The sequence below is a fragment of the Planctobacterium marinum genome (genome assembly GCF_020687805.1).
Taxonomy (GTDB): Bacteria; Pseudomonadota; Gammaproteobacteria; order Enterobacterales; family Alteromonadaceae; genus Planctobacterium; species Planctobacterium marinum.
This window is the reverse complement of the sequence record NZ_JAJEWQ010000003.1, coordinates 644153-662591: the sequence shown is the minus strand read 5'-3', so window position 1 is coordinate 662591 and position 18439 is coordinate 644153. Positions and strand designations below refer to the sequence as shown.

At 47.2% G+C, this 18439-nt stretch carries 18 protein-coding genes; all 18 read left to right on the top strand.

Going from position 1 to position 18439, the window contains the following annotated elements; genetic code table 11:
• The first annotated feature begins 152 nt into the window (after positions 1-152).
• The 18 genes from LJ740_RS12620 (at position 153) to flhA (ending at position 18423) form a co-directional block, all read left to right on the top strand.
• On the top strand, positions 153-1310 hold the full coding sequence (locus tag LJ740_RS12620) for a sensor histidine kinase (RefSeq protein ID WP_229529447.1): 1158 nt from the start codon (positions 153-155) through the stop codon (positions 1308-1310).
• Entirely contained in the window at positions 1307-2653 is a 1347-nt protein-coding gene (locus tag LJ740_RS12615; RefSeq protein WP_229529446.1) for a sigma-54-dependent transcriptional regulator, read from the top strand. Before LJ740_RS12620 ends, LJ740_RS12615 begins: the two co-directional genes overlap by 4 nt.
• A gap of 192 nt (positions 2654-2845) precedes the next feature.
• Entirely contained in the window at positions 2846-3172 is a 327-nt protein-coding gene (gene fliE / locus LJ740_RS12610; RefSeq protein WP_229529445.1) for a flagellar hook-basal body complex protein FliE, read from the top strand.
• 14 nt (positions 3173-3186) lie between these two features.
• A complete protein-coding gene (gene fliF, locus LJ740_RS12605) occupies positions 3187-4878 on the top strand; it encodes a flagellar basal-body MS-ring/collar protein FliF (protein ID WP_229529444.1) in 1692 nt (563 codons plus the stop codon).
• Between the two features lie 3 nt (positions 4879-4881).
• Entirely contained in the window at positions 4882-5913 is a 1032-nt protein-coding gene (fliG, locus tag LJ740_RS12600) for a flagellar motor switch protein FliG (RefSeq protein WP_229529443.1), read from the top strand.
• 20 nt (positions 5914-5933) lie between these two features.
• Positions 5934-6716, top strand: a complete 783-nt coding sequence (gene fliH, locus LJ740_RS12595; RefSeq protein WP_229529442.1) for a flagellar assembly protein FliH — start codon at positions 5934-5936, stop codon at positions 6714-6716.
• 17 nt (positions 6717-6733) lie between these two features.
• Positions 6734-8071, top strand: a complete 1338-nt coding sequence (gene fliI, locus LJ740_RS12590; RefSeq protein ID WP_229529441.1) for a flagellar protein export ATPase FliI — start codon at positions 6734-6736, stop codon at positions 8069-8071.
• A complete protein-coding gene (gene fliJ, locus LJ740_RS12585) occupies positions 8071-8517 on the top strand; it encodes a flagellar export protein FliJ (RefSeq protein WP_229529440.1) in 447 nt (148 codons plus the stop codon). Before fliI ends, fliJ begins: the two co-directional genes overlap by 1 nt.
• A 163-nt stretch (positions 8518-8680) precedes the next feature.
• Complete coding sequence (locus LJ740_RS12580; RefSeq protein ID WP_229529439.1) at positions 8681-10678, top strand: flagellar hook-length control protein FliK; 1998 nt, start codon at positions 8681-8683, stop codon at positions 10676-10678.
• Between the two features lie 85 nt (positions 10679-10763).
• Positions 10764-11300 carry a flagellar basal body-associated protein FliL gene (fliL, locus tag LJ740_RS12575; protein ID WP_229529438.1) on the top strand — a complete coding sequence of 179 codons (537 nt, stop codon included), beginning with the start codon at positions 10764-10766 and terminating at the stop codon, positions 11298-11300.
• 30 nt (positions 11301-11330) lie between these two features.
• Positions 11331-12395: a flagellar motor switch protein FliM gene (gene fliM / locus LJ740_RS12570; protein ID WP_229529437.1), complete on the top strand. Its 1065-nt coding sequence runs from the start codon at positions 11331-11333 to the stop codon at positions 12393-12395.
• A gap of 19 nt (positions 12396-12414) precedes the next feature.
• On the top strand, positions 12415-12843 hold the full coding sequence (gene fliN / locus LJ740_RS12565) for a flagellar motor switch protein FliN (RefSeq protein WP_229529436.1): 429 nt from the start codon (positions 12415-12417) through the stop codon (positions 12841-12843).
• Positions 12844-12886: 43 nt separating this feature from the next.
• On the top strand, positions 12887-13279 hold the full coding sequence (gene fliO, locus LJ740_RS12560) for a flagellar biosynthetic protein FliO (RefSeq protein WP_229529435.1): 393 nt from the start codon (positions 12887-12889) through the stop codon (positions 13277-13279).
• The gene (gene fliP, locus LJ740_RS12555; protein ID WP_229529434.1) at positions 13263-14015 is read left to right on the top strand and encodes a flagellar type III secretion system pore protein FliP; all 753 of its coding nucleotides are present in this window, start codon (positions 13263-13265) and stop codon (positions 14013-14015) included. The genes fliO and fliP overlap by 17 nt, the downstream gene beginning before the upstream one ends.
• Positions 14016-14021: 6 nt before the next feature.
• Positions 14022-14291, top strand: a complete 270-nt coding sequence (fliQ, locus tag LJ740_RS12550) for a flagellar biosynthesis protein FliQ (RefSeq protein WP_229529433.1) — start codon at positions 14022-14024, stop codon at positions 14289-14291.
• 4 nt (positions 14292-14295) lie between these two features.
• A complete protein-coding gene (fliR, locus tag LJ740_RS12545) occupies positions 14296-15078 on the top strand; it encodes a flagellar biosynthetic protein FliR (protein WP_229529432.1) in 783 nt (260 codons plus the stop codon).
• Positions 15079-15096: 18 nt separating this feature from the next.
• Complete coding sequence (flhB, locus tag LJ740_RS12540; RefSeq protein WP_229529431.1) at positions 15097-16218, top strand: flagellar biosynthesis protein FlhB; 1122 nt, start codon at positions 15097-15099, stop codon at positions 16216-16218.
• Positions 16219-16323: 105 nt separating this feature from the next.
• A complete protein-coding gene (flhA, locus tag LJ740_RS12535) occupies positions 16324-18423 on the top strand; it encodes a flagellar biosynthesis protein FlhA (protein ID WP_229529430.1) in 2100 nt (699 codons plus the stop codon).
• Positions 18424-18439: the final 16 nt, after the last annotated feature.

The following is an 18439-nucleotide window of genomic DNA, read 5'->3' as shown; positions in this document are numbered from 1 at the left end:
TGCTGAATTGACAAGAAATTGACTCCGTTACTTACAAACACTACCACTTGTTAGTAACTGAAACCTTCCCTAACTTACTGAATTTTAAATAAATAATAGTTGGCACAACCTGTGCATTGGATGGTCATTCATATTGATGACTTATTTTTGACATGCAGGTGAACAACATTCAGTCAGGTTATATTCAACAGTCCGGTCAGGCCGGTAATTTAAGATTTGAATCTTTATCTGATTCTGGTGCCTGCCTGTCAGAAGAGTTACGTGCTGCCTTTCAGGCTATTCCGGCGGGGATCGTGTTTATCAACCGCTTGGGGGTTGTGGAATTAGCGAATAAAGGCGCGAGGAAACTTTTTCAGAAAGATATTCACGCCATGCCCTGGCGAGAGGTAATTCGTCATTATTTTGTGCCTCAAAAAGATGATGGCCTGGAAGTGTCGCTGGTCAGCGGACGTAAAGTGAAGTTTTCCATATCCAAAATTCCCGGTATCCCCGGGCAACTTATTCACCTGACCGACCTCACTGAAACCCGTGCTTTGCAGACCAAAGTTAGCCACATGCACCGATTGAGTTCGCTGGGGAAAATGATGGCTTCACTGGCCCATCAATTGCGAACCCCTTTGTCAGCAGCTTTGCTTTACGCGCGAAACCTGCAATCTACCGGATTGGCTTGTACCAGGCAGACACGATTTAGTGAAAAGCTAATTACCCGACTTAAAGACCTTGAAAAGCAAATTAACGATATGTTGCTGTTTGCCAAAAGCGGTGCTGAAAATATCATTGAAAAAGTGGACTTAATAACACTTTGCCAACAACTCTCCTGTGACACCCTGGAAGAAAAAACCGATCTGCAATTGAAGATTAACTGCCACTCCGCGAATGGCAATTATGTAATCCTCGGTAATTCAACGGCGATTTCTGGCGCACTAAATAATTTGCTGCAAAACGCCCAATCGGTGGGGGCTACAAGTATCGATATTGGCCTTAGTCAAGACGACTCCTGGTTGGCGTTATCGGTTTGTGACAACGGGCCGGGAATACCAGTAAAAGATCGGGAAAAGTTGTTTGAACCCTTTTTTACCACCCGAACCCAGGGGACAGGGCTTGGCCTGGCGGTAGTGAGGGCGGTAATGACCAGTCACAAAGGTCAGGTAACAGCAAAAAATAATGATGCGGGTGGCGCTACTTTTACGTTGCGCTTCCCGGTTGCGCTGCTAAGCAATAAAGCAAATGAGCATGGTCTTAAGCAATCAGACCAATCAGAACTATCTGAGACAACAGGCTCCGTGAATATGGCAGGAGAATTCGCATGAACCAGAAATGTGTAATGCTGGTGGAAGACGACCAGGGATTACGGGAAGCACTCTACGATACGCTTGAGTTAGGTGGTTATAAAGTTGTTGTCTGTGAATGCGCAGAAACAGCCATTTCTCGCATTAATGAAGTTAAAGTCGATCTTATCGTCAGTGATATACAGATGACCGGTATGTCCGGTATTCAGTTATTACAGGTAGTGAGAAACAAGTTTCCAAACCTCCCTGTCATTTTGATGACGGCCTACGCTCAAATTGACGACGCGGTAACGGCGATGCAATCCGGGGCAACAGATTACATCGCTAAGCCTTTTGAGCCGGATGTGTTGTTAAACCTTATTGCCCGATATGCACCGGCCCAGTCAGAAGATGGCTTCAAGCCGGTAGTGGGTGACGAGTCCAGTCAGCGCCTGTTGCAACTAGCACAAAGAGTGGCGAAAACAGATGCTACTGTGATGGTGTTAGGACCCAGTGGTTCGGGTAAAGAGGTGTTGGGGCGCTACATCCACGAACAAAGTAGCAGGGCAGACGGCCCATTTGTAGCAATTAACTGTGCCGCTATTCCTGAAAACATGCTGGAAGCTACCTTGTTCGGATACGAAAAAGGCGCTTTTACTGGTGCTCTACAAACCTCGATCGGTAAATTTGAGCAAGCCCAGCAAGGTACTATTATGCTGGATGAAGTGACCGAAATGGATTTAGGGTTGCAGGCCAAATTGTTGCGGGTCTTGCAGGAGCGAGAAGTAGAGCGCTTAGGCAGTCGTAAGACCATAAAACTGGATGTGCGTGTGATCGCCACCAGTAACCGGGACCTAATGCAGTCGGTACAAAACGGTTTGTTTAGGGAAGATCTTTATTATCGACTGAATGTATTTCCGCTGCACTGGTTACCGCTTAATGAGCGAGTTGGGGATATTGTACCATTGGCGGAACACCTGGTAGAGCGCCATGCACTGCGCCAGGGGTACCGGATACCGGATATCAGCTTTGCCGCCAGGCAAAAGCTATTGCTACATCCCTGGCCGGGAAATGTCAGGGAGCTGGAGAATGTGATTCAAAGAGCCTTAATTCTCTGTGACGGAAACCTCATCACAGAGCACGAACTGATGCTGGACAATCATATTCATGACATAGAGATAGCTTCCTCTGCAGAGTCGGAACCGCAAAGTAGCGACCTGCTGGGGCAGGAACTTAAACACCAGGAAAACCAAATCATTCTGGAAATGCTTATTTCCTGCAATGGCAAGCGCAAGGATGTTGCCGAAAAGCTGGGAATTAGCCCCAGAACCTTACGCTACAAACTGGCAAAAATGCGGGAAATGGGTATCGACCTACCGGCTTGATAAAACACCTATTTACATAACTAAACCTCCGGTGACATTTTTCTGTCACTGGCGGTCCTGTCATGCCTGAAGCACTGTCAAAATTATCCATGTCAACGCCTAACTAGCTGTTAAATAACAATAAAACATTGTTGGCATCATCATTGCTTTACAAAGGGAAATTGTCAAAGTGACAGATTCCTGGAGAGAGTGATGGATATCAAAGCAGATTCCTTATACAGAGAAATGCAAATGTTGGCGGCTCAAACGAAAACTGAGTTGACGCCCTCTGTAGACTTGCAAACCAATCCTTCCCGTGAAAATTTTGCCGACATGCTCAGTTCAGCGATTAATGGTGTGAATAACATGCAATTGCACGCGAAAGAAATGGGTAACCGTTTCGAAATGGGTGACACCACACTTAGTCTTGCGGATGTTATGGTGGCAAAAGAGAAATCAGGCATTGCTTTTGAGGCTACCGTGCAGGTGCGCAATAAAGTAATGGAAGCTTACAAGCAAATTATGCAAATGCCGGTATAACGGAGCGATAACAGATGGCTGACGCAACTACAGACTTAACCGTACCAGGCGATAACCTGGACCTGGAATCGGCAGAACAGAAATCCGGCTTTATGGATGCTTTGGGCAGCGTAGATATGTTGCGCCAGATTATCCTGGTAGTAGCCCTGGTGATATGTGTGGCGATTGCCATCTTTATCGTGATTTGGGCACAAGAACCGGACTATCGTCCGCTGGCGAAACTTCCCACTGATGAACTGATCCAGACGCTGGATCATTTAGATGTAGCACAGATCCCCTATCAGTTGGAAGGCAACACGATTTTGGTTCCGGAAGACCAGTATGAAGCCATTAAATTGTCTTTAGCCAGACAAGGTTTATCTCAGGCTCCGAATTCCGGTACTGACATTATTATGCAGGATATGGGGTTTGGTGTTAGTCAACGCGTTGAAAAGGAACGCCTGAAACACGCCCGTGAGCAACAAATTGCCCGCACAATCGAAGACATGGCTAACGTCAATAAAGCCAAAGTCTTGTTGGCTATGCCTCGTGAAAATGTGTTTGCCCGCAAACAATCTCGCGGCAGTGCCACAGTGGTTATAACTATGCGCCGTGGTGCGATTCTTAACAGTGAAGAAGTGGATGCCATCGTGGATATGGTGGCTTCAGCGGTAGAAACTATTGATCCTGATCGTGTCACGGTAACTGACAGCAATGGTCGCTTATTAAATTCGGGTTCACAGGATTCCATTTCCGCCCGTTCCAGAAAAGAGTTTGAAATCGTTAAGCAGCGTGAAGCGGAATATCAGGGTAAAATTGATTCTATTTTGATCCCGGTTTTAGGTCTAGGTAACTACACCTCTCAGGTGGATGTCAGCATGGATTTTACCTCCACTGAGCAAACCCAAAAACGTTACAACCCCGATTTACCGGCAGTACGCAGTGAGATGACGGTAGAAGAAAACAGTGTGGGTAGTATGATTGCCGGTGTACCCGGCGCATTAACCAATCAGCCTCCGTTGGATGCCAATATTCCTCAGAACAATGCCGGTGCAAATTCCACCAGAACTTCGCCAGGCAGAACCCATAAAGAAGCCACACGTAATTTTGAGCTGGACACCACCATCAGCCACACCAAGCAGCAAACTGGCGTTGTTCGTCGGCTGAGTGTGTCGGTTGCGGTAGATTATAAAAATACGACTGATGCTGAAGGCAATGAAACCAATGAACCACGCTCCCAACAAGAGTTGTTAAATCTGCGTCGCTTGTTACAGGGTGGTATCGGTTTTGATGTCACCCGTGGTGATTCACTGGAAATAGTTACCATTCCATTTAGTCGTATTGATACAGGCCTGGAAAAAGAAATCCCATTATGGGAACAACCATGGGCAATGCGCGCCTTGAAGTTAGTAATGGGTGGTCTGATTATTATTGTATTGATTCTGGCGATTGTGCGTCCAATGTTGAAACGTCTGATTTACCCAGAAGACACGACTGAACAAGAAGAGTTCAATGTGGATCAAAGTCTTGACTTGGGTGATGAAACCATCACTATGTTAACTCAGGAGTTTGATGAAGATGCAGTAGGCTTTGCCGCAGATGGTTCTTTGATGTTACCAGACCTGCATAAAGATGAAGATGTATTAAAAGCCGTACGTGCATTGGTTGCTAATGAACCTGAACTGTCAGCGCAGGTAGTGCGCGGATGGTTGATGTTGGATGAATAAGTTATGGCTGAAGAAGCAGAAGATATTGGCTACGACGTTGGTAAGCTGGAAGGGGTAGAGAAAGCAGCAATCTTGCTTCTCAGCCTCTCAGAGGAAGACGCGGCGCAAATCCTGAAACACATGGAGCCTAAGCAGGTTCAAAAATTGGGTCAGGCCATGGCCACCATGGATGACATGACCCAGGGGAGGATCACCGCAGTCCATAAGCACTTTATCGAAGAGATTCAAAACTACAGTACCATTGGTTTCCACAGTCATGACTTTGTGAAGAAAGCCCTGACGGCTGCCTTGGGTGAAGTTAAAGCTGCCAACCTGATAGATCAGATATTAGTGGGTGGTGGTGCGAAAGGTCTGGATTCACTCAAGTGGATGGATTCCAAACAGGTGGCCGGCATTATCCGGAACGAGCACCCGCAGATCCAAACCATTGTATTGGCCTATCTGGATCCCGAACAATCTGCCGAAATTTTGTCGCAGTTCCCGGAAAAAGTTCGTCTGGATTTGATGATGCGTATTGCCAACCTGGAAGAAGTACAGCCAGCTGCATTGCAGGAGTTAAACGAAATTATGGAGAAACAATTTGCCGGCCAGGCCGGTACCCAGGCAGCCAAAATGGGCGGCCTGAAATCTGCCGCAGATATCATGAACTACCTGGATACCAACATCGAAGGCCAGTTAATGGATGCCATCCGTGAACAGGATGAGGAAATGAGCCAACAAATTCAGGATTTGATGTTCGTCTTTGATAACCTGGCAGATGTTGATGACCGGGCTATTCAGTCGATCTTGCGTGAAGTTCAGCAAGACGTACTGATCAAAGCTATCAAAGGTGCCGATGAGGGCTTGCGTGATAAAATTGCCAGCAATATGTCAAAACGTGCCGCAGAAATGTTACTGGACGACCTGGAAGCCTTGGGGCCTGTACGGATAAGCGAAGTGGAAACGGCACAAAAAGAAATCCTGTCTGTGGCCAGGAGGTTGGCTGACGCCGGTGAAATTATGCTTGGCGGCGGTGGCGGCGAAGAGTTCCTGTAATCAATTAGTGGTGGTGTGAGATGGTTGATTTTGTTGATGATAAACAAAATGAGGAATTTAAAGCCTTTGATATTCCTTATGTAGAAGATCCGTCGCCCAGGTTTAAGAGTGAAAGTAACGCTTTCAATAAAACATCTGACTGGAAGTGGGAGCCACCGGAAGAGGAGGAAGAAATTCTACCTCCTACGGCAGAAGAAATAGAAGCCATCCGCAAGGCAGCTTACGAAGAAGGTTTTTTACAGGGACTGGACGAAGGTCAGTTGAAAGGTCATGAAGAGGGCCTTGCCAAAGGTATTGAAGAAGGCCAAAAGCAAGGTTATGAGCAGGGTCTTAATGAAGGTTTGCAGGAAGGGCGCGACATTATTCAGCAGCAAATGCAGGCCTGGCAGTCACTCAATGCTTCGCTACAAGAACCCTTATCTTTAGTGGAAACTGAACTTGAAAAAGAATTGACACAACTGGCCGTGGCATTGGCTCGCTCTGTGATACGCACGGAAGTACAGCTCAATGATAACGTCATTTTCGAAGCATTGAAGTCTGGCCTCAAGGTGTTACCGGTCAGAGAAAATGGCTACCAGATACACCTGCATCCGGAGGATCTGACACTGGTTAAACAACATTTTTCCGATGAAGAAATTCAGCAGCACAACTGGATTCTGGTGGAAAGTGTTAGCCAGTCACAAGGCGGCTGCGAAATAGTAACGGATTCTAATGCGGTCGATATTTCCATCGAACGCCGGGTAAGGGAAACCCTGGACAAGTTTTTATTAGAACAGGGCCTCAAAGAAAGAGAGACCAAATAATTTTCCGGCCGGATGCTATGACGCAACGAATTCTTTCCAAAATTAAAGAACTGCAATCACAGGTACCACAATCAACGACAGTGGCCGCGGGCAAACTGGTACGTGGCATCGGATTGACTCTGGAAGCCGTTGGTTGCCAGTTGCCGGTGGGCAGTCAGTGTCTGGTACAGACAATAGACGGCGAGATTGAAGCAGAAGTGGTGGGCTTTGGTGACAGCGTTACATATTTGATGCCTACCGAAGCTGTAAAAGGCATAGTACCAGGTTCCCGGGTTCAACCATTGGCGCGTCAGCAAGGTATCGCAGTGGGTATGGGATTGTTGGGTCGTGTGGTGGATGGCAACGGTCATCCTATCGATGGCTTAGGTGCCCTAAAAACCACGGAATATGTGCCTTTTACGCGACCTCCCATGAATCCGCTAATCCGTAAACCCATTAAACAACCCATGGACGTTGGTGTTCGCTCAATTAACGCAATGATAACGGTGGGCATGGGACAGCGAATGGGCCTGTTTGCCGGTAGTGGTGTTGGTAAAAGTGTCTTGATGGGCATGATGACGCGAGGAACCACGGCCGATGTGGTGGTGGTTGGCCTGGTGGGTGAACGGGGCCGGGAAGTGAAAGAGTTTATTCATGAGATTCTGGGCGAAGAAGAGCGCCATAAATCTGTCGTGGTAGCCGCGCCGGCAGATACATCTCCCTTAATGCGTTTAAAAGGCTGTGAAACGGCCGTGAGTATCGCTGAGTATTTTCGCGATCAGGGTATGAACGTCTTGCTGTTGATTGACTCATTGACGAGGTATGCCATGGCCCAACGGGAAATTGCGCTGGCGGTAGGTGAGCCACCGGCAACTAAAGGGTACCCACCCTCGGTATTCGCCAGATTGCCAGCGCTGGTAGAAAGAGCGGGGAATGGTGCCGAAAACCAGGGGTCAATTACCGGGTTTTATACAGTGCTGACCGAAGGCGATGACTTGCAGGATCCGATAGCAGATGCAGCCCGTGCCATTTTGGACGGGCATATCGTATTATCCCGAACCCTGGCTGATTCTGGTCATTATCCAGCCATAGATGTTGAATCTTCTATTAGTCGGGTAATGCCACAAGTGGTCAGCGAGGAACATCTGCAGACGGCGCGTCGTATCAGGCAGGTATATTCTACCTATCAACAAAATCGGGATCTAATCAGTATTGGTGCCTACAACAGAGGGACGGATCCTCGAATAGATCTGGCAATCAAGGCCGAGCCTGTGATCAATCTTTTTCTGCAACAGGGTATGAAGGATATCATCCCCTATGATGAGAGCCTGACCGGTATGGTGCAGTTAGCACAGAAATTTGGAGCTAAAGCCTGATGACGAAGCAACTGCAAATGGTCGCTAAATGGGAAACCGAAAAAGAAGAAAAAGCCGCGTCTGATTTTCAAAAAGCTCAGGCTTACGTATTACAAAATCAGGAAAGATTAGATGGGTTAATGCAATATCGACTGGATTACTTTAAGAAAATTCAGGAAAAGGCCGCCAATGGTCTGGAAGCCTTGTCTTTTTCTCATCATCAGTCCTTTATTACTAAACTCGACAGAGCTTGCGCACAGCAACAGCAAATTATTCATGATGCTAAAAAAGCTGCGGAACAACGAAAGCAGTTGTGGCTGGAACAACAAAAAAAACGCAAAGCGGTTGAGATGTTACTGGACAAAAACGCCAGAGCCCTGCAGGCAAAACTGAACCGACAGGAACAAAACATGCTCGACGAATTTGCATTGCAAAAGTTTTTACGTTCAGCAAAACCCGCTTTCTAGTTAGCAAATTCCAATTTCATTATCCCAACCCTGACTATTCTTCAAAAACTGGCCTGCTTTATGCTTTCAGTTGTTTCAGAGTTTAAACACCACAGAAATTTGACGGTAAATCGCTGTTCTGACCGCATAAAGCGGAATTTCTGGCTTAATCAGGTGAACAAATATGCAACAAGTTGCCGCTTCTAATAATGATGTTGCCGCCAATAAACTGTTTGTCGGTGATGTGAGCCCTGAAGTTTCAGGGACTGGTAGTGAATTTGCCAAGATCATGATTGGCGGGTCTGATGCCGGTGCTTCGGACGCCGGTTATCGCGGTTACAGTGACGTAAAGTCTGAATCAGGAAAATCCAGCAAAGCCATTGAAGCTGTGCCGGGCGACAAGGCTGAGTCAGGATTTGTACTGCAAAAATCACCTGGCAGCGATGGCGCTGAAGCGGGTAATTCGACCCCGGGTAAAAAGCAGCAAGGTGATGAATTGCATGATGAGTGGGTCAGTATCATTCAAAAACTGAATGGTCATTCCGGCGCCGAACCACAAACTCAGGCAGTGGATACGATAAAATCTGAAATTGAGATGGATACGGTAAAGCCCGACGTTGAAACAGATGCTCCTGCTCCTGAATCACCTGACGGTGGCAAGTCGGTTTTGTTGCAAGATATTCCGAATGACACTATTGATGTTGGGAGTTCAGATGATGCTCAAACCAGAATCGATTCGGAAGCGAGTAGCGATGACAATTTGCTGACGGCCGAAACCGAAAATTGGCGACAGCAGCTTAAAGACAAACTGCTTAATGCCGGGCAGCCTCTCGATATGCATCAAATGAAGTCGATGGATAAAACTATCCGTAGCCTGTCAGATGAAGAAATTAAGCAGTTGCTCAACGATGATCTGGCACTAAAGCAAATGATGTCTGACATATTGAAAGTAGAAGAGCCCGACCCCCAGGACGTGGCATTGCTAATGTTATTGGCTGAACAAAATAATGAACCTGGCGGTCAAAATACAGTAAGCCTGGAAGAGTTGGCTGCGCAGTCGGCGCCAACGTCAGGGGCGCAGTCGGGTGCAGAAGATACTGAGCATGAAGGCCAGGGGCAAACACCTGCGGAGTTACTCAACGAGACACTGGTAACAGAAGTGGAAGATGAGCTCAGAACAGACACAGAAACTGCGCCTATCCCTTCGCCTCAACCTGAACCTGAAGTGAGCCTGCAAGGTGGAGAAAATACAGCTTCCAGTACCTTGTCAGATCAGGAAACAATTAAACCGGAGCAGTTGAATTTGACTCAGCTGTTAAATGAATTAGACAAGGCTTCTGAATCTGTTGAAGGTAAAATTGCCGCCATTGATAATCTGACTCGCAGAATCGAGTCTTCTGATGTTGGGCAAACCGAGGCGGGTAAGAAGTTTCTGGATAGTCTGAAAAATGTGACCGCCGAATTTAAAGAGCAGTTAAAAGCAGGGCATGAACCTGGTATTAATATCAGTAAAGTCGTGGCAGAGGCGATCCAGGCTGAAGCTGGCGCCGTGGATGGCATTGCACTAGAAAAGCGTATAGGTAGTGCGTTGCAACAGATGGTAAGTGTGGCTCAGACACAAAGTGGACTGGATACACAAACCCGGGAAAGCATGCTTACCAGCTTTAACAACAGCCTGGCTACGCGTGAGTCAAATGCGGCTCAGGTAGAGGCACAAAAAACACAGCAGCAAACTTTGCAAAATCAAGCCTTCGACAAGGCTGTAAATATCCAAAAGCCGGAAGCTGCCCAGGAGCTGGCCAATAAAGTTCAGGTGATGATGAACCAGAAGAATATGGTGGCGGATATCCGACTGGATCCACCTGAGCTGGGTCAGATGCAAATTAAAATTAGTATGCAAGGCGATTCTGCCTCCGTGAGTATGGTGGTTCAATCTCAGGCCGCTCGTGAAGTGTTGGAACAAAACCAGCCCCGCTTGAAAGAATTACTGGAACAGCAGGGGATTGAATTAGGCCAGTCTTCGGTGCATGAAGAACAGCAGGGTCAAAAAGGAGAGGGCGATGGACAAAACTTTGCTTCAGGTAAAGGGCAAGAAGCAATGGATGACCTGGAAGCCGAATCTAATAGCGATGTTAGCTCAGTAACCGTCGATAAACCGGAAGGAATTGATTATTTTGCTTAAATCGTGGATAGATTGCGCCAGGATGTTGCGTTACACATAGGGTGTTATCCATAATAAAGCTAATTAACTAGCAGAGAACCAGAAAATGGCTGAACAAGAACTACAAATGGAAGAAAGCGCCCCGAAAAAAGGCAAGATGATGATTATAATCGCCGCCGCTGTCGTAGTGATCATTGGTGCCGCGGCTGCATTTTTTCTGTTGGGAGATAGTAGCGATGAATCTGCCCTGGATGAATTAGAAACCGAAGAAGTTGCACAGCAGCAACAACAGCAGGTGAGTGGTATTGGTAGCACGAATGTTGGCACGGCACTTTATGTTGCCATGCCTCGGCCATTTGTATTCAATGTTCCCGGCTCCGGACGCGACCGGTTAGTGCAAATTAAAGTGCAATTAATGGTGCGGGGCACTGATGCCGAGGAAACGGCAAAAATGCATATACCTATGATTGAAGGCACATTATTGCGGGTATTCAGTAGCTCCAATGCGGATGATCTGGTTACCGAAGCCGGAAAGATTGCTATGAAAGAGCAGTCATTGCGCGAAGTACAAAAAGCGATGCAGGAAATTGCCGGTAATCCTGTAATCGAGCAGGTATTATTTACCGGTTTTGTAATGCAGTAAATTACGAGATAGTTATCAGAGGCTGAGACAGTGAGCGATTTATTATCACAAGACGAAATTGATGCCCTGTTGCATGGGGTCGACGAAGTTGAAGAAGAGGATGTAGAAGAATCGGATATGTCCTCCTCTGCGATGGAATATGACTTTTCGTCGCAGGATAGGATCGTTCGGGGTCGGATGCCTACCCTGGAAATGGTGAACGAGCGATTTGCAAGGCACATGCGGGTCAGTCTGTTTAACATGATGCGGCGCTCTGCAGAGGTGTCAATCAACGGTATCCAGATGATTAAATTTGGTGAGTATATTCACACCCTGTTTGTTCCTACCAGCCTGAACATGGTGCGTTTTCGTCCATTAAAAGGCACCGGTCTGATCACCATGGAAGCCCGACTGGTGTTTATCCTGGTGGACAATTTCTTTGGTGGCGACGGTCGTTACCACGCTAAGATTGAGGGAAGGGAGTTTACACCCACGGAACGACGTATTATCCAGATGCTGCTGAAAATAATCTTTGAGGATTACAAAGAAGCCTGGGGACCGGTGATGGATGTGTCATTCGAGTATCTGGATTCGGAAGTTAACCCGGCAATGGCCAATATTGTCAGTCCCACCGAAGTGGTGGTGATTAGCTCCTTTCACATTGAGTTGGACGGTGGCGGTGGCGACTTCCATGTCGCTTTGCCCTATAGCATGTTAGAACCTATTCGCGAGTTGCTGGATGCCGGTGTTCAAAGTGATAAAGAAGACACCGATTTGCGTTGGAGTAAAGCACTGCGCGATGAAATTTTGGGTGTAAACGTCGCTCTGACGACCCATATGTTGGATTTAGAGCTACCTTTGGAAGCCATTGTAAAAATGAAAGTGGGTGATGTGATCCCCATAGATATGCCGGAATACATTACCGTATTGATAGAAGGTCTACCTACCTTCCGCAGTAAATTGGGACGCTCCAGGGAAAATATCGCATTGCAAATTGTAGAGCGTATTCCCAGACCGGTTTCGGTTAAATCGCAGTTACACCTGTTAACTAAAGGTGGGCGCAGAATAGATTCTGACGCCGAACTGCAAACCCTTGAAGATGATTTAGTGTTGTAAAGAGTAAGAGGAAAGCAAGATGAGTGGTGAAGATGATGCAATGGACGATTGGGCTGCGGCAATGGCCGAACAAGCCGAGTCGGAATCTGAGGATTCAATTTCTGGCGATGCCGCTTCTGGTATGTCCGGTGTACAGGTGGCAGAATTGGATGAATTTTCTGAATCGGGTGGCGTTTCCGGAGAAGAAGAGAAAAAACTAGATACAATTCTGGATATTCCTGTCACTATATCAATGGAAGTCGGCAGAAGCCTGATCAGTATTAGAAATTTATTGCAATTGAACCAGGGCTCAGTGGTGGAGTTAGACCGGGTGGCAGGTGAGCCACTTGATGTACTGGTAAATGGTACGCTGATTGCGCACGGTGAAGTTGTAGTGGTCAATGACAAATTCGGGATCCGATTAACGGATGTTATCAGTCAAATCGAACGTATTAAAAAGCTCAAATAATTCTTATTTTCCGACGTTAGTATGGCTGCTATTCAGTTTTCTGATGGCAGTCTCCCCTTTTACTTTCGCGCAAGACAGCGCCCCTGGCACCTCACTGTCTGCCTGGTTATCTGTAGGATTTTCATTGCTATTGGTGATAGCCGTAATCCTGTTATTGGCTTTTATTATGCGCCGTTTTTCCGGTGTGCAAAGTTCTGGTGGGCAAATCAAAACGGTTGCCAGCATGATGGTAGGCACCCGGGAGCGGATAGCCGTTATTCAGGTTGGTGACGAGCAACATCTGGTGGGCGTGACCAGCCACAATATAAATCACCTGGCGAAACTGGAGACCCCAATTTCTGCAATTCGCAAAGAAGAGTCGTTAAAACAAACATTTGCCGGATTTTTACAACAACAAAAAAAGCTTCAGGGCGAAACCAATGATAAAAACACTTAGCCTGTTACTGCTGTTGACGGTAGCAATATTCCCTGAATCAGCATGGGCCAATCCTGGAATTCAGGCGCTGACGGTTACCACCAATCCCGATGGTACGCAGGATTACACCATGACCCTGCAGGTACTGGGAATTATGACGGCGCTGTCGTTGCTGCCTGCGTTTTTAATCATGATGACAAGTTTTACCCGCATTATTGTCGTGATGTCAATTTTGCGCCAGGCGATCGGTCTGCAACAATCACCTTCCAATCAGATACTGATTGGCCTGACGTTGTTCCTGACAATGTTCATTATGGCACCGGTATTTGAAGAGATGAATGACAAAGCCTTGCAGCCCTATTTGAAGGAGGAAATGACCGCCAGAGTAGCTATTGATGAAGCCATAATTCCCATTCGTGCTTTTATGTTGTCGCAGACCCGAATCAAAGACCTGCAAACTTTCGTGCAAATGGCGAATATTGAAGACTCAGTGAGCTCCCCGGAAGAAGTCCCCATGACAGTGTTAATTCCGGCGTTTATCACCAGTGAGTTGAAAACCGCTTTCCAAATAGGGTTTATGCTGTTTATTCCTTTTCTGATCCTGGATCTGGTGGTGGCGTCAATCCTCATGGCAATGGGTATGATGATGTTGTCCCCCATGATAGTGTCGTTACCCTTTAAACTGATGCTGTTTGTCTTAGTGGACGGTTGGAATCTGGTGTTTGGCACCCTGGTCAACAGTTACGGTATGGGGTAAGGCGCTATGAGTCCTGAGGTCTTTGTTGATATTCTGAACGACGCTCTGTTTATGGTGATCCTGCTGGTGTCCGCCATTATTGTACCCAGTATGATTGTGGGTTTATGTGTGGCGGTATTTCAGGCGGCCACCTCCATCAATGAACAAACCATTAACTTTCTGCCGCGACTGTTGGTGACTTTACTGGCGCTGAGTTGGGGCGGCCATTGGCTGGTGAACAAACTCATGGACTTTACCTTTGAGATTGTCGCCCGCATTCCGGAAGTCGTCGGCTAGCGTCATGAATTTCAGCGAAGCCGAAATCATCCAGGCCATTGCTGATTATGCGTTACCCTTTATGCGCATCAGTGGCATGTTGGGAGCAATGGTTGCGCTCAGTGCTAAAACAGTTCCAACCCCCATTCGGGTCTTGCTGGCCGTGACTCTGGCCATAATGGTCATGCCTTTGGTGCCACCTGTCCCCATGAAAGATCCGGTTTCTGTTGAAACTTTTGTTATGGGCATTCAACAGGTTATTATTGGCTTGTCTATTGGTTTTATTTCAACCCTGGTACTGGAAACCTTCGTGATTGCCGGGCAGGTTGTGGCCATGCAAACGGGACTGGGCTTCGCTTCCATTGTTGACCCGGTCAACGGCATCAACGTTCCTGCGGTCGGTCAGTTTTATCTGATTTTAGCTACATTGCTGTTTTTAGCCTTTGATGGCCATTTGAATATGATTCAGATGCTGGTAATGAGCTTTGAAGCCTTTCCGATTGGCGAAGCCTGGTGGAATGCAGAACAATTCAAAGCCATGGTCAACTGGAGCGCCTGGATGTTTATTGCGGCGCTGACCCTGTCTTTAGCCCCTATTGTATCCTTACTAATCATTAACCTCGCCTTTGGCGTAATGACCAAAGCTGCGCCACAGCTCAATATCTTCACTATTGGTTTTTCCTTTGCGCAAATTGGTGGCCTGATCATTATCTGGTTAACCTTAAACAACTTCACCAATCACTTCGGGCAACAATGGAACAGAGCACAACAGCTGATGTGCAATCTGTTGAATGTGTGTCCTGGGTAGGTAGAAGGAGTGTAAGCAATGGCTGATGAAGACAAATCAGAAGAACCCACGGCAAAACGCCTCGAAGACTCCCGTAAAAAAGGTCAGTTGGCTCGCAGCCGCGAGTTATCTACCGTACTGGTGCTGATTTTTAGTGCCGTTACCTTATTTTTTCTGGCTGAAGGCATTGGACGGGCGTTGCTGGGTATTATGCATCGCTTTTTTGATCTGAGTCACGATGAAGCCTACGACTACACCCATATGCTTAATTCTTTGGGGTGGGCACTGGACGCTATTGCGGTACCCATCCTGACCTTTTTGCTGATAGTCAGCGCTGCGGGTGTCTATGGCAGTATTGCTCTGGGTGGGTTTAATTTTACCTGGTATACCGCTTCCTTTCGCGCCTCAAACCTGAGTCCTATCAATGGCTTAAAACGTATGTTTGGGGTCAATGGGTTGGTCGAGTTACTCAAAGCTATTGCCAAATTTGGCATAGTAGCAGCCGTGACTTATGTGATGCTGGCTTATTATATGGAAGAAGCCTTGCACCTGGATCAGGAATTGTTTCCCAATAGCCTGTTTCACGCCCTGGATTTAATTGGCTGGACCTTTATTATCATTTGTTGTGCCCTGATCCCTATTGCGGCCTTTGACGTGCCGTATCAGAGTTATACCCACAATGAACAAATGAAAATGAGTAAACAGGAAGTCAAAGACGAGCGTAAAAATGCAGAGGGGGATCCGCAGGTTAAAGGTCGCATCCGGCGATTACAGTATCAGGCGGCCGCCAGGCGTATGATGCAGGAAGTGCCCAAAGCGGATGTGGTGGTCACCAACCCGACTCATTATTCTGTGGCACTTAAATATGATCAGGAAGGCAACAGAGCGCCTTATGTCGTAGCCAAAGGGGCAGATGAACTGGCGATGCATATTCGTAAAATCGCAGAAGGTAATGGCGTTCCCTTGCTGGCCTCTCCTGCGTTAACCCGGGCCATATATTACACCACGGAAATTGATGAAGAAATTCCCGAAAAGTTGTTTCAGGCTGTCGCGCAGGTGTTGGCCTATGTTTATCAGCTAAAACGGTTTAAATCGGGCCGTGGTCATCGCCCTAAACCATTAGCTAAGGATCTGCCAATTCCACCGGAACTCAGGCACTAATAGCACCATTCTTACCTTCTTAAAGGGGATAGTCTGTCCAAATTACGGTGTTGGCCTGGTTATTGCTGAATACCCGCAGTTGTGTCAAATAATTAACATGCAGATATGTCAGTAGCCACCTATTTCAATCGCATAGACCAAAACAAATTAAAAGAAATTACCTCCGGGCTGGGGACGCCTATGGTGCTTTTAGCCATTATGGGGATGGTCATTTTACCTATGCCGGCATTTCTGCTGGATGTCCTGTTTAGCTTTAACATTGCCTTGTCGCTGATCGTCATCCTGGTGTGTGTGTTTACTCAGCGCCCGGTAGATTTCGGGATTTTCCCGCTGGTACTGTTAATCGCCACAGTATTGCGACTGGCCCTTAACATTGCGTCAACACGGGTGGTATTACTGGAAGGTCACGAAGGTGGGGATGCCGCCGGTAAGGTGATCCAGGCCTTTGGTGAAGTGGTTATTGGCGGTAACTTTGCAGTGGGTATTGTGGTGTTTGCCATCTTACTGATCATCAACTTTAAAGTGGTTACCGCGGGTGCAGGGCGTATATCTGAAGTAAGTGCTCGCTTTACCTTGGATGCTATGCCAGGTAAGCAAATGGCCATTGATGCAGACTTAAATGCAGGTTACATAGATTCTGATGAAGCGCGTAAACGCCGGGAAGAAATCACCGCTGAAGCGGACTTTTACGGGTCGATGGACGGTGCTTCAAAGTTTGTAAAAGGTGACGCTGTCGCCGGTTTGTTTATCATGCTGATCAATATTGTTGGGGGCTTGTTTATCGGCATGATCCAGCATGACCTGGGATTCGGTGACGCAATTGAGATATACACCCTGCTGACTATTGGTGATGGCCTGGTAGCGCAAATTCCGAGCCTGTTACTGTCTGTTGCAACCGCCATAATTGTGACGCGGGAGAATGACACCCAGGAGATGGGCAGCGAGTTAACAAATCAGCTGGCAAATCCACAAGCCATGTATGTTACTGCCGGTATTTTGTTTGTTATGGGTATTGTTCCTGGTATGCCGCATCTGGCGTTTTTAGGCTTCAGTGCCATTATCGGTGGCTATGCTTACTATCAGCAGTATCGTGCCAAAAAAGAAGCAGAGCAACCTGCGGTGGTTGAGAAGAAAAAAGACTCAACTCCGCAGCCTTCAGAGATTAAAGAGTTGGGCTGGGATGATGTACAACAGGTGGATACGATTGGTCTGGAAGTGGGCTATCGCTTGATTCCGCTGGTGGATAAAACCCAGGGCGGCGAATTGTTAACGCGTATCAAAGGGGTGCGCAAGAAACTATCGCAGGAGTTAGGCTTCTTAATTCCGCCAGTGCACATCCGTGACAATCTGGATTTGACACCAAACAACTACACCATCTCCATGATGGGGGTAAATGTGGGCGAAGCAGATATTCATCACGATGAAGAGCTGGCCATTAACCCCGGGCAGGTATTTGGCAAATTAAACGGCACAGCCACTAAAGATCCCGCATTCGGGTTGGACGCATTGTGGATCAAGCCTTCTCAGCGGGAACACGCACAAACCCTGGGCTACACCGTCGTTGATGCCGCCACGGTGGTGGCTACTCATCTTAGTCAGCTTCTGACTAACAACGCTTATCAGTTATTGGGCTACGAAGAAGTACAACAGTTGCTGGATATGTTGGCGAAATCTAATCCTAAACTGGTGGAAGGCCTGGTACCAGATATCTTACCACTCAGCACGGTGGTGAAGGTATTACAAACGCTACTTTACGAAGGTGTGCCAATTCGCGATATGCGCACTATTATTCAGACCCTTTCTGAGTATGGCATTAAGAGTCAAGATCCCGACGTTCTGGTTTCTGCTGTTCGCATCGCACTAAAACGCCTTATTGTTCAGGAAATCAATGGCGGTACTAAAGAAATTCCGGTTATCACGCTTTCTCCGGAGCTGGAGCAGATGTTACATCAGTCGTTGCAGGCAGGCGGACAAGATGGAGCTGGTATAGAACCTGGCCTGGCGGAGAATTTACAAAACTCATTGAATCAGGCGGCGCAACAGCAAGAGATGGCGGGTGAGCCCGCCGTGTTACTGACATCAGGAATGCTACGCCCCGTTCTGTCAAGATTCCTTAAGCATGTGGTACAAGGATTGCATGTAGTGTCTTATCAAGAGGTTCCGGACGACAAACAAATAAAAATTGTCAGTGCGATAGGACAATAACCAGGCACCAATACCT

Bases quoted from the DNA above. Each gene is read 5' to 3' on its own strand.
- LJ740_RS12620 (WP_229529447.1), top strand. From the start codon at position 153: ATGCAGGTGAACAACATTCAGTCAGGTTATATTCAACAGTCCGGTCAG.
- LJ740_RS12615 (WP_229529446.1), top strand. From the start codon at position 1,307: ATGAACCAGAAATGTGTAATGCTGGTGGAAGACGACCAGGGATTACGG.
- fliE (WP_229529445.1), top strand. From the start codon at position 2,846: ATGGATATCAAAGCAGATTCCTTATACAGAGAAATGCAAATGTTGGCG.
- fliF (WP_229529444.1), top strand. From the start codon at position 3,187: ATGGCTGACGCAACTACAGACTTAACCGTACCAGGCGATAACCTGGAC.
- fliG (WP_229529443.1), top strand. From the start codon at position 4,882: ATGGCTGAAGAAGCAGAAGATATTGGCTACGACGTTGGTAAGCTGGAA.
- fliH (WP_229529442.1), top strand. From the start codon at position 5,934: ATGGTTGATTTTGTTGATGATAAACAAAATGAGGAATTTAAAGCCTTT.
- fliI (WP_229529441.1), top strand. From the start codon at position 6,734: ATGACGCAACGAATTCTTTCCAAAATTAAAGAACTGCAATCACAGGTA.
- fliJ (WP_229529440.1), top strand. From the start codon at position 8,071: ATGACGAAGCAACTGCAAATGGTCGCTAAATGGGAAACCGAAAAAGAA.
- LJ740_RS12580 (WP_229529439.1), top strand. From the start codon at position 8,681: ATGCAACAAGTTGCCGCTTCTAATAATGATGTTGCCGCCAATAAACTG.
- fliL (WP_229529438.1), top strand. From the start codon at position 10,764: ATGGCTGAACAAGAACTACAAATGGAAGAAAGCGCCCCGAAAAAAGGC.
- fliN (WP_229529436.1), top strand. From the start codon at position 12,415: ATGAGTGGTGAAGATGATGCAATGGACGATTGGGCTGCGGCAATGGCC.
- fliO (WP_229529435.1), top strand. From the start codon at position 12,887: ATGGCAGTCTCCCCTTTTACTTTCGCGCAAGACAGCGCCCCTGGCACC.
- fliP (WP_229529434.1), top strand. From the start codon at position 13,263: ATGATAAAAACACTTAGCCTGTTACTGCTGTTGACGGTAGCAATATTC.
- fliQ (WP_229529433.1), top strand. From the start codon at position 14,022: ATGAGTCCTGAGGTCTTTGTTGATATTCTGAACGACGCTCTGTTTATG.
- fliR (WP_229529432.1), top strand. From the start codon at position 14,296: ATGAATTTCAGCGAAGCCGAAATCATCCAGGCCATTGCTGATTATGCG.
- flhB (WP_229529431.1), top strand. From the start codon at position 15,097: ATGGCTGATGAAGACAAATCAGAAGAACCCACGGCAAAACGCCTCGAA.
- flhA (WP_229529430.1), top strand. From the start codon at position 16,324: ATGTCAGTAGCCACCTATTTCAATCGCATAGACCAAAACAAATTAAAA.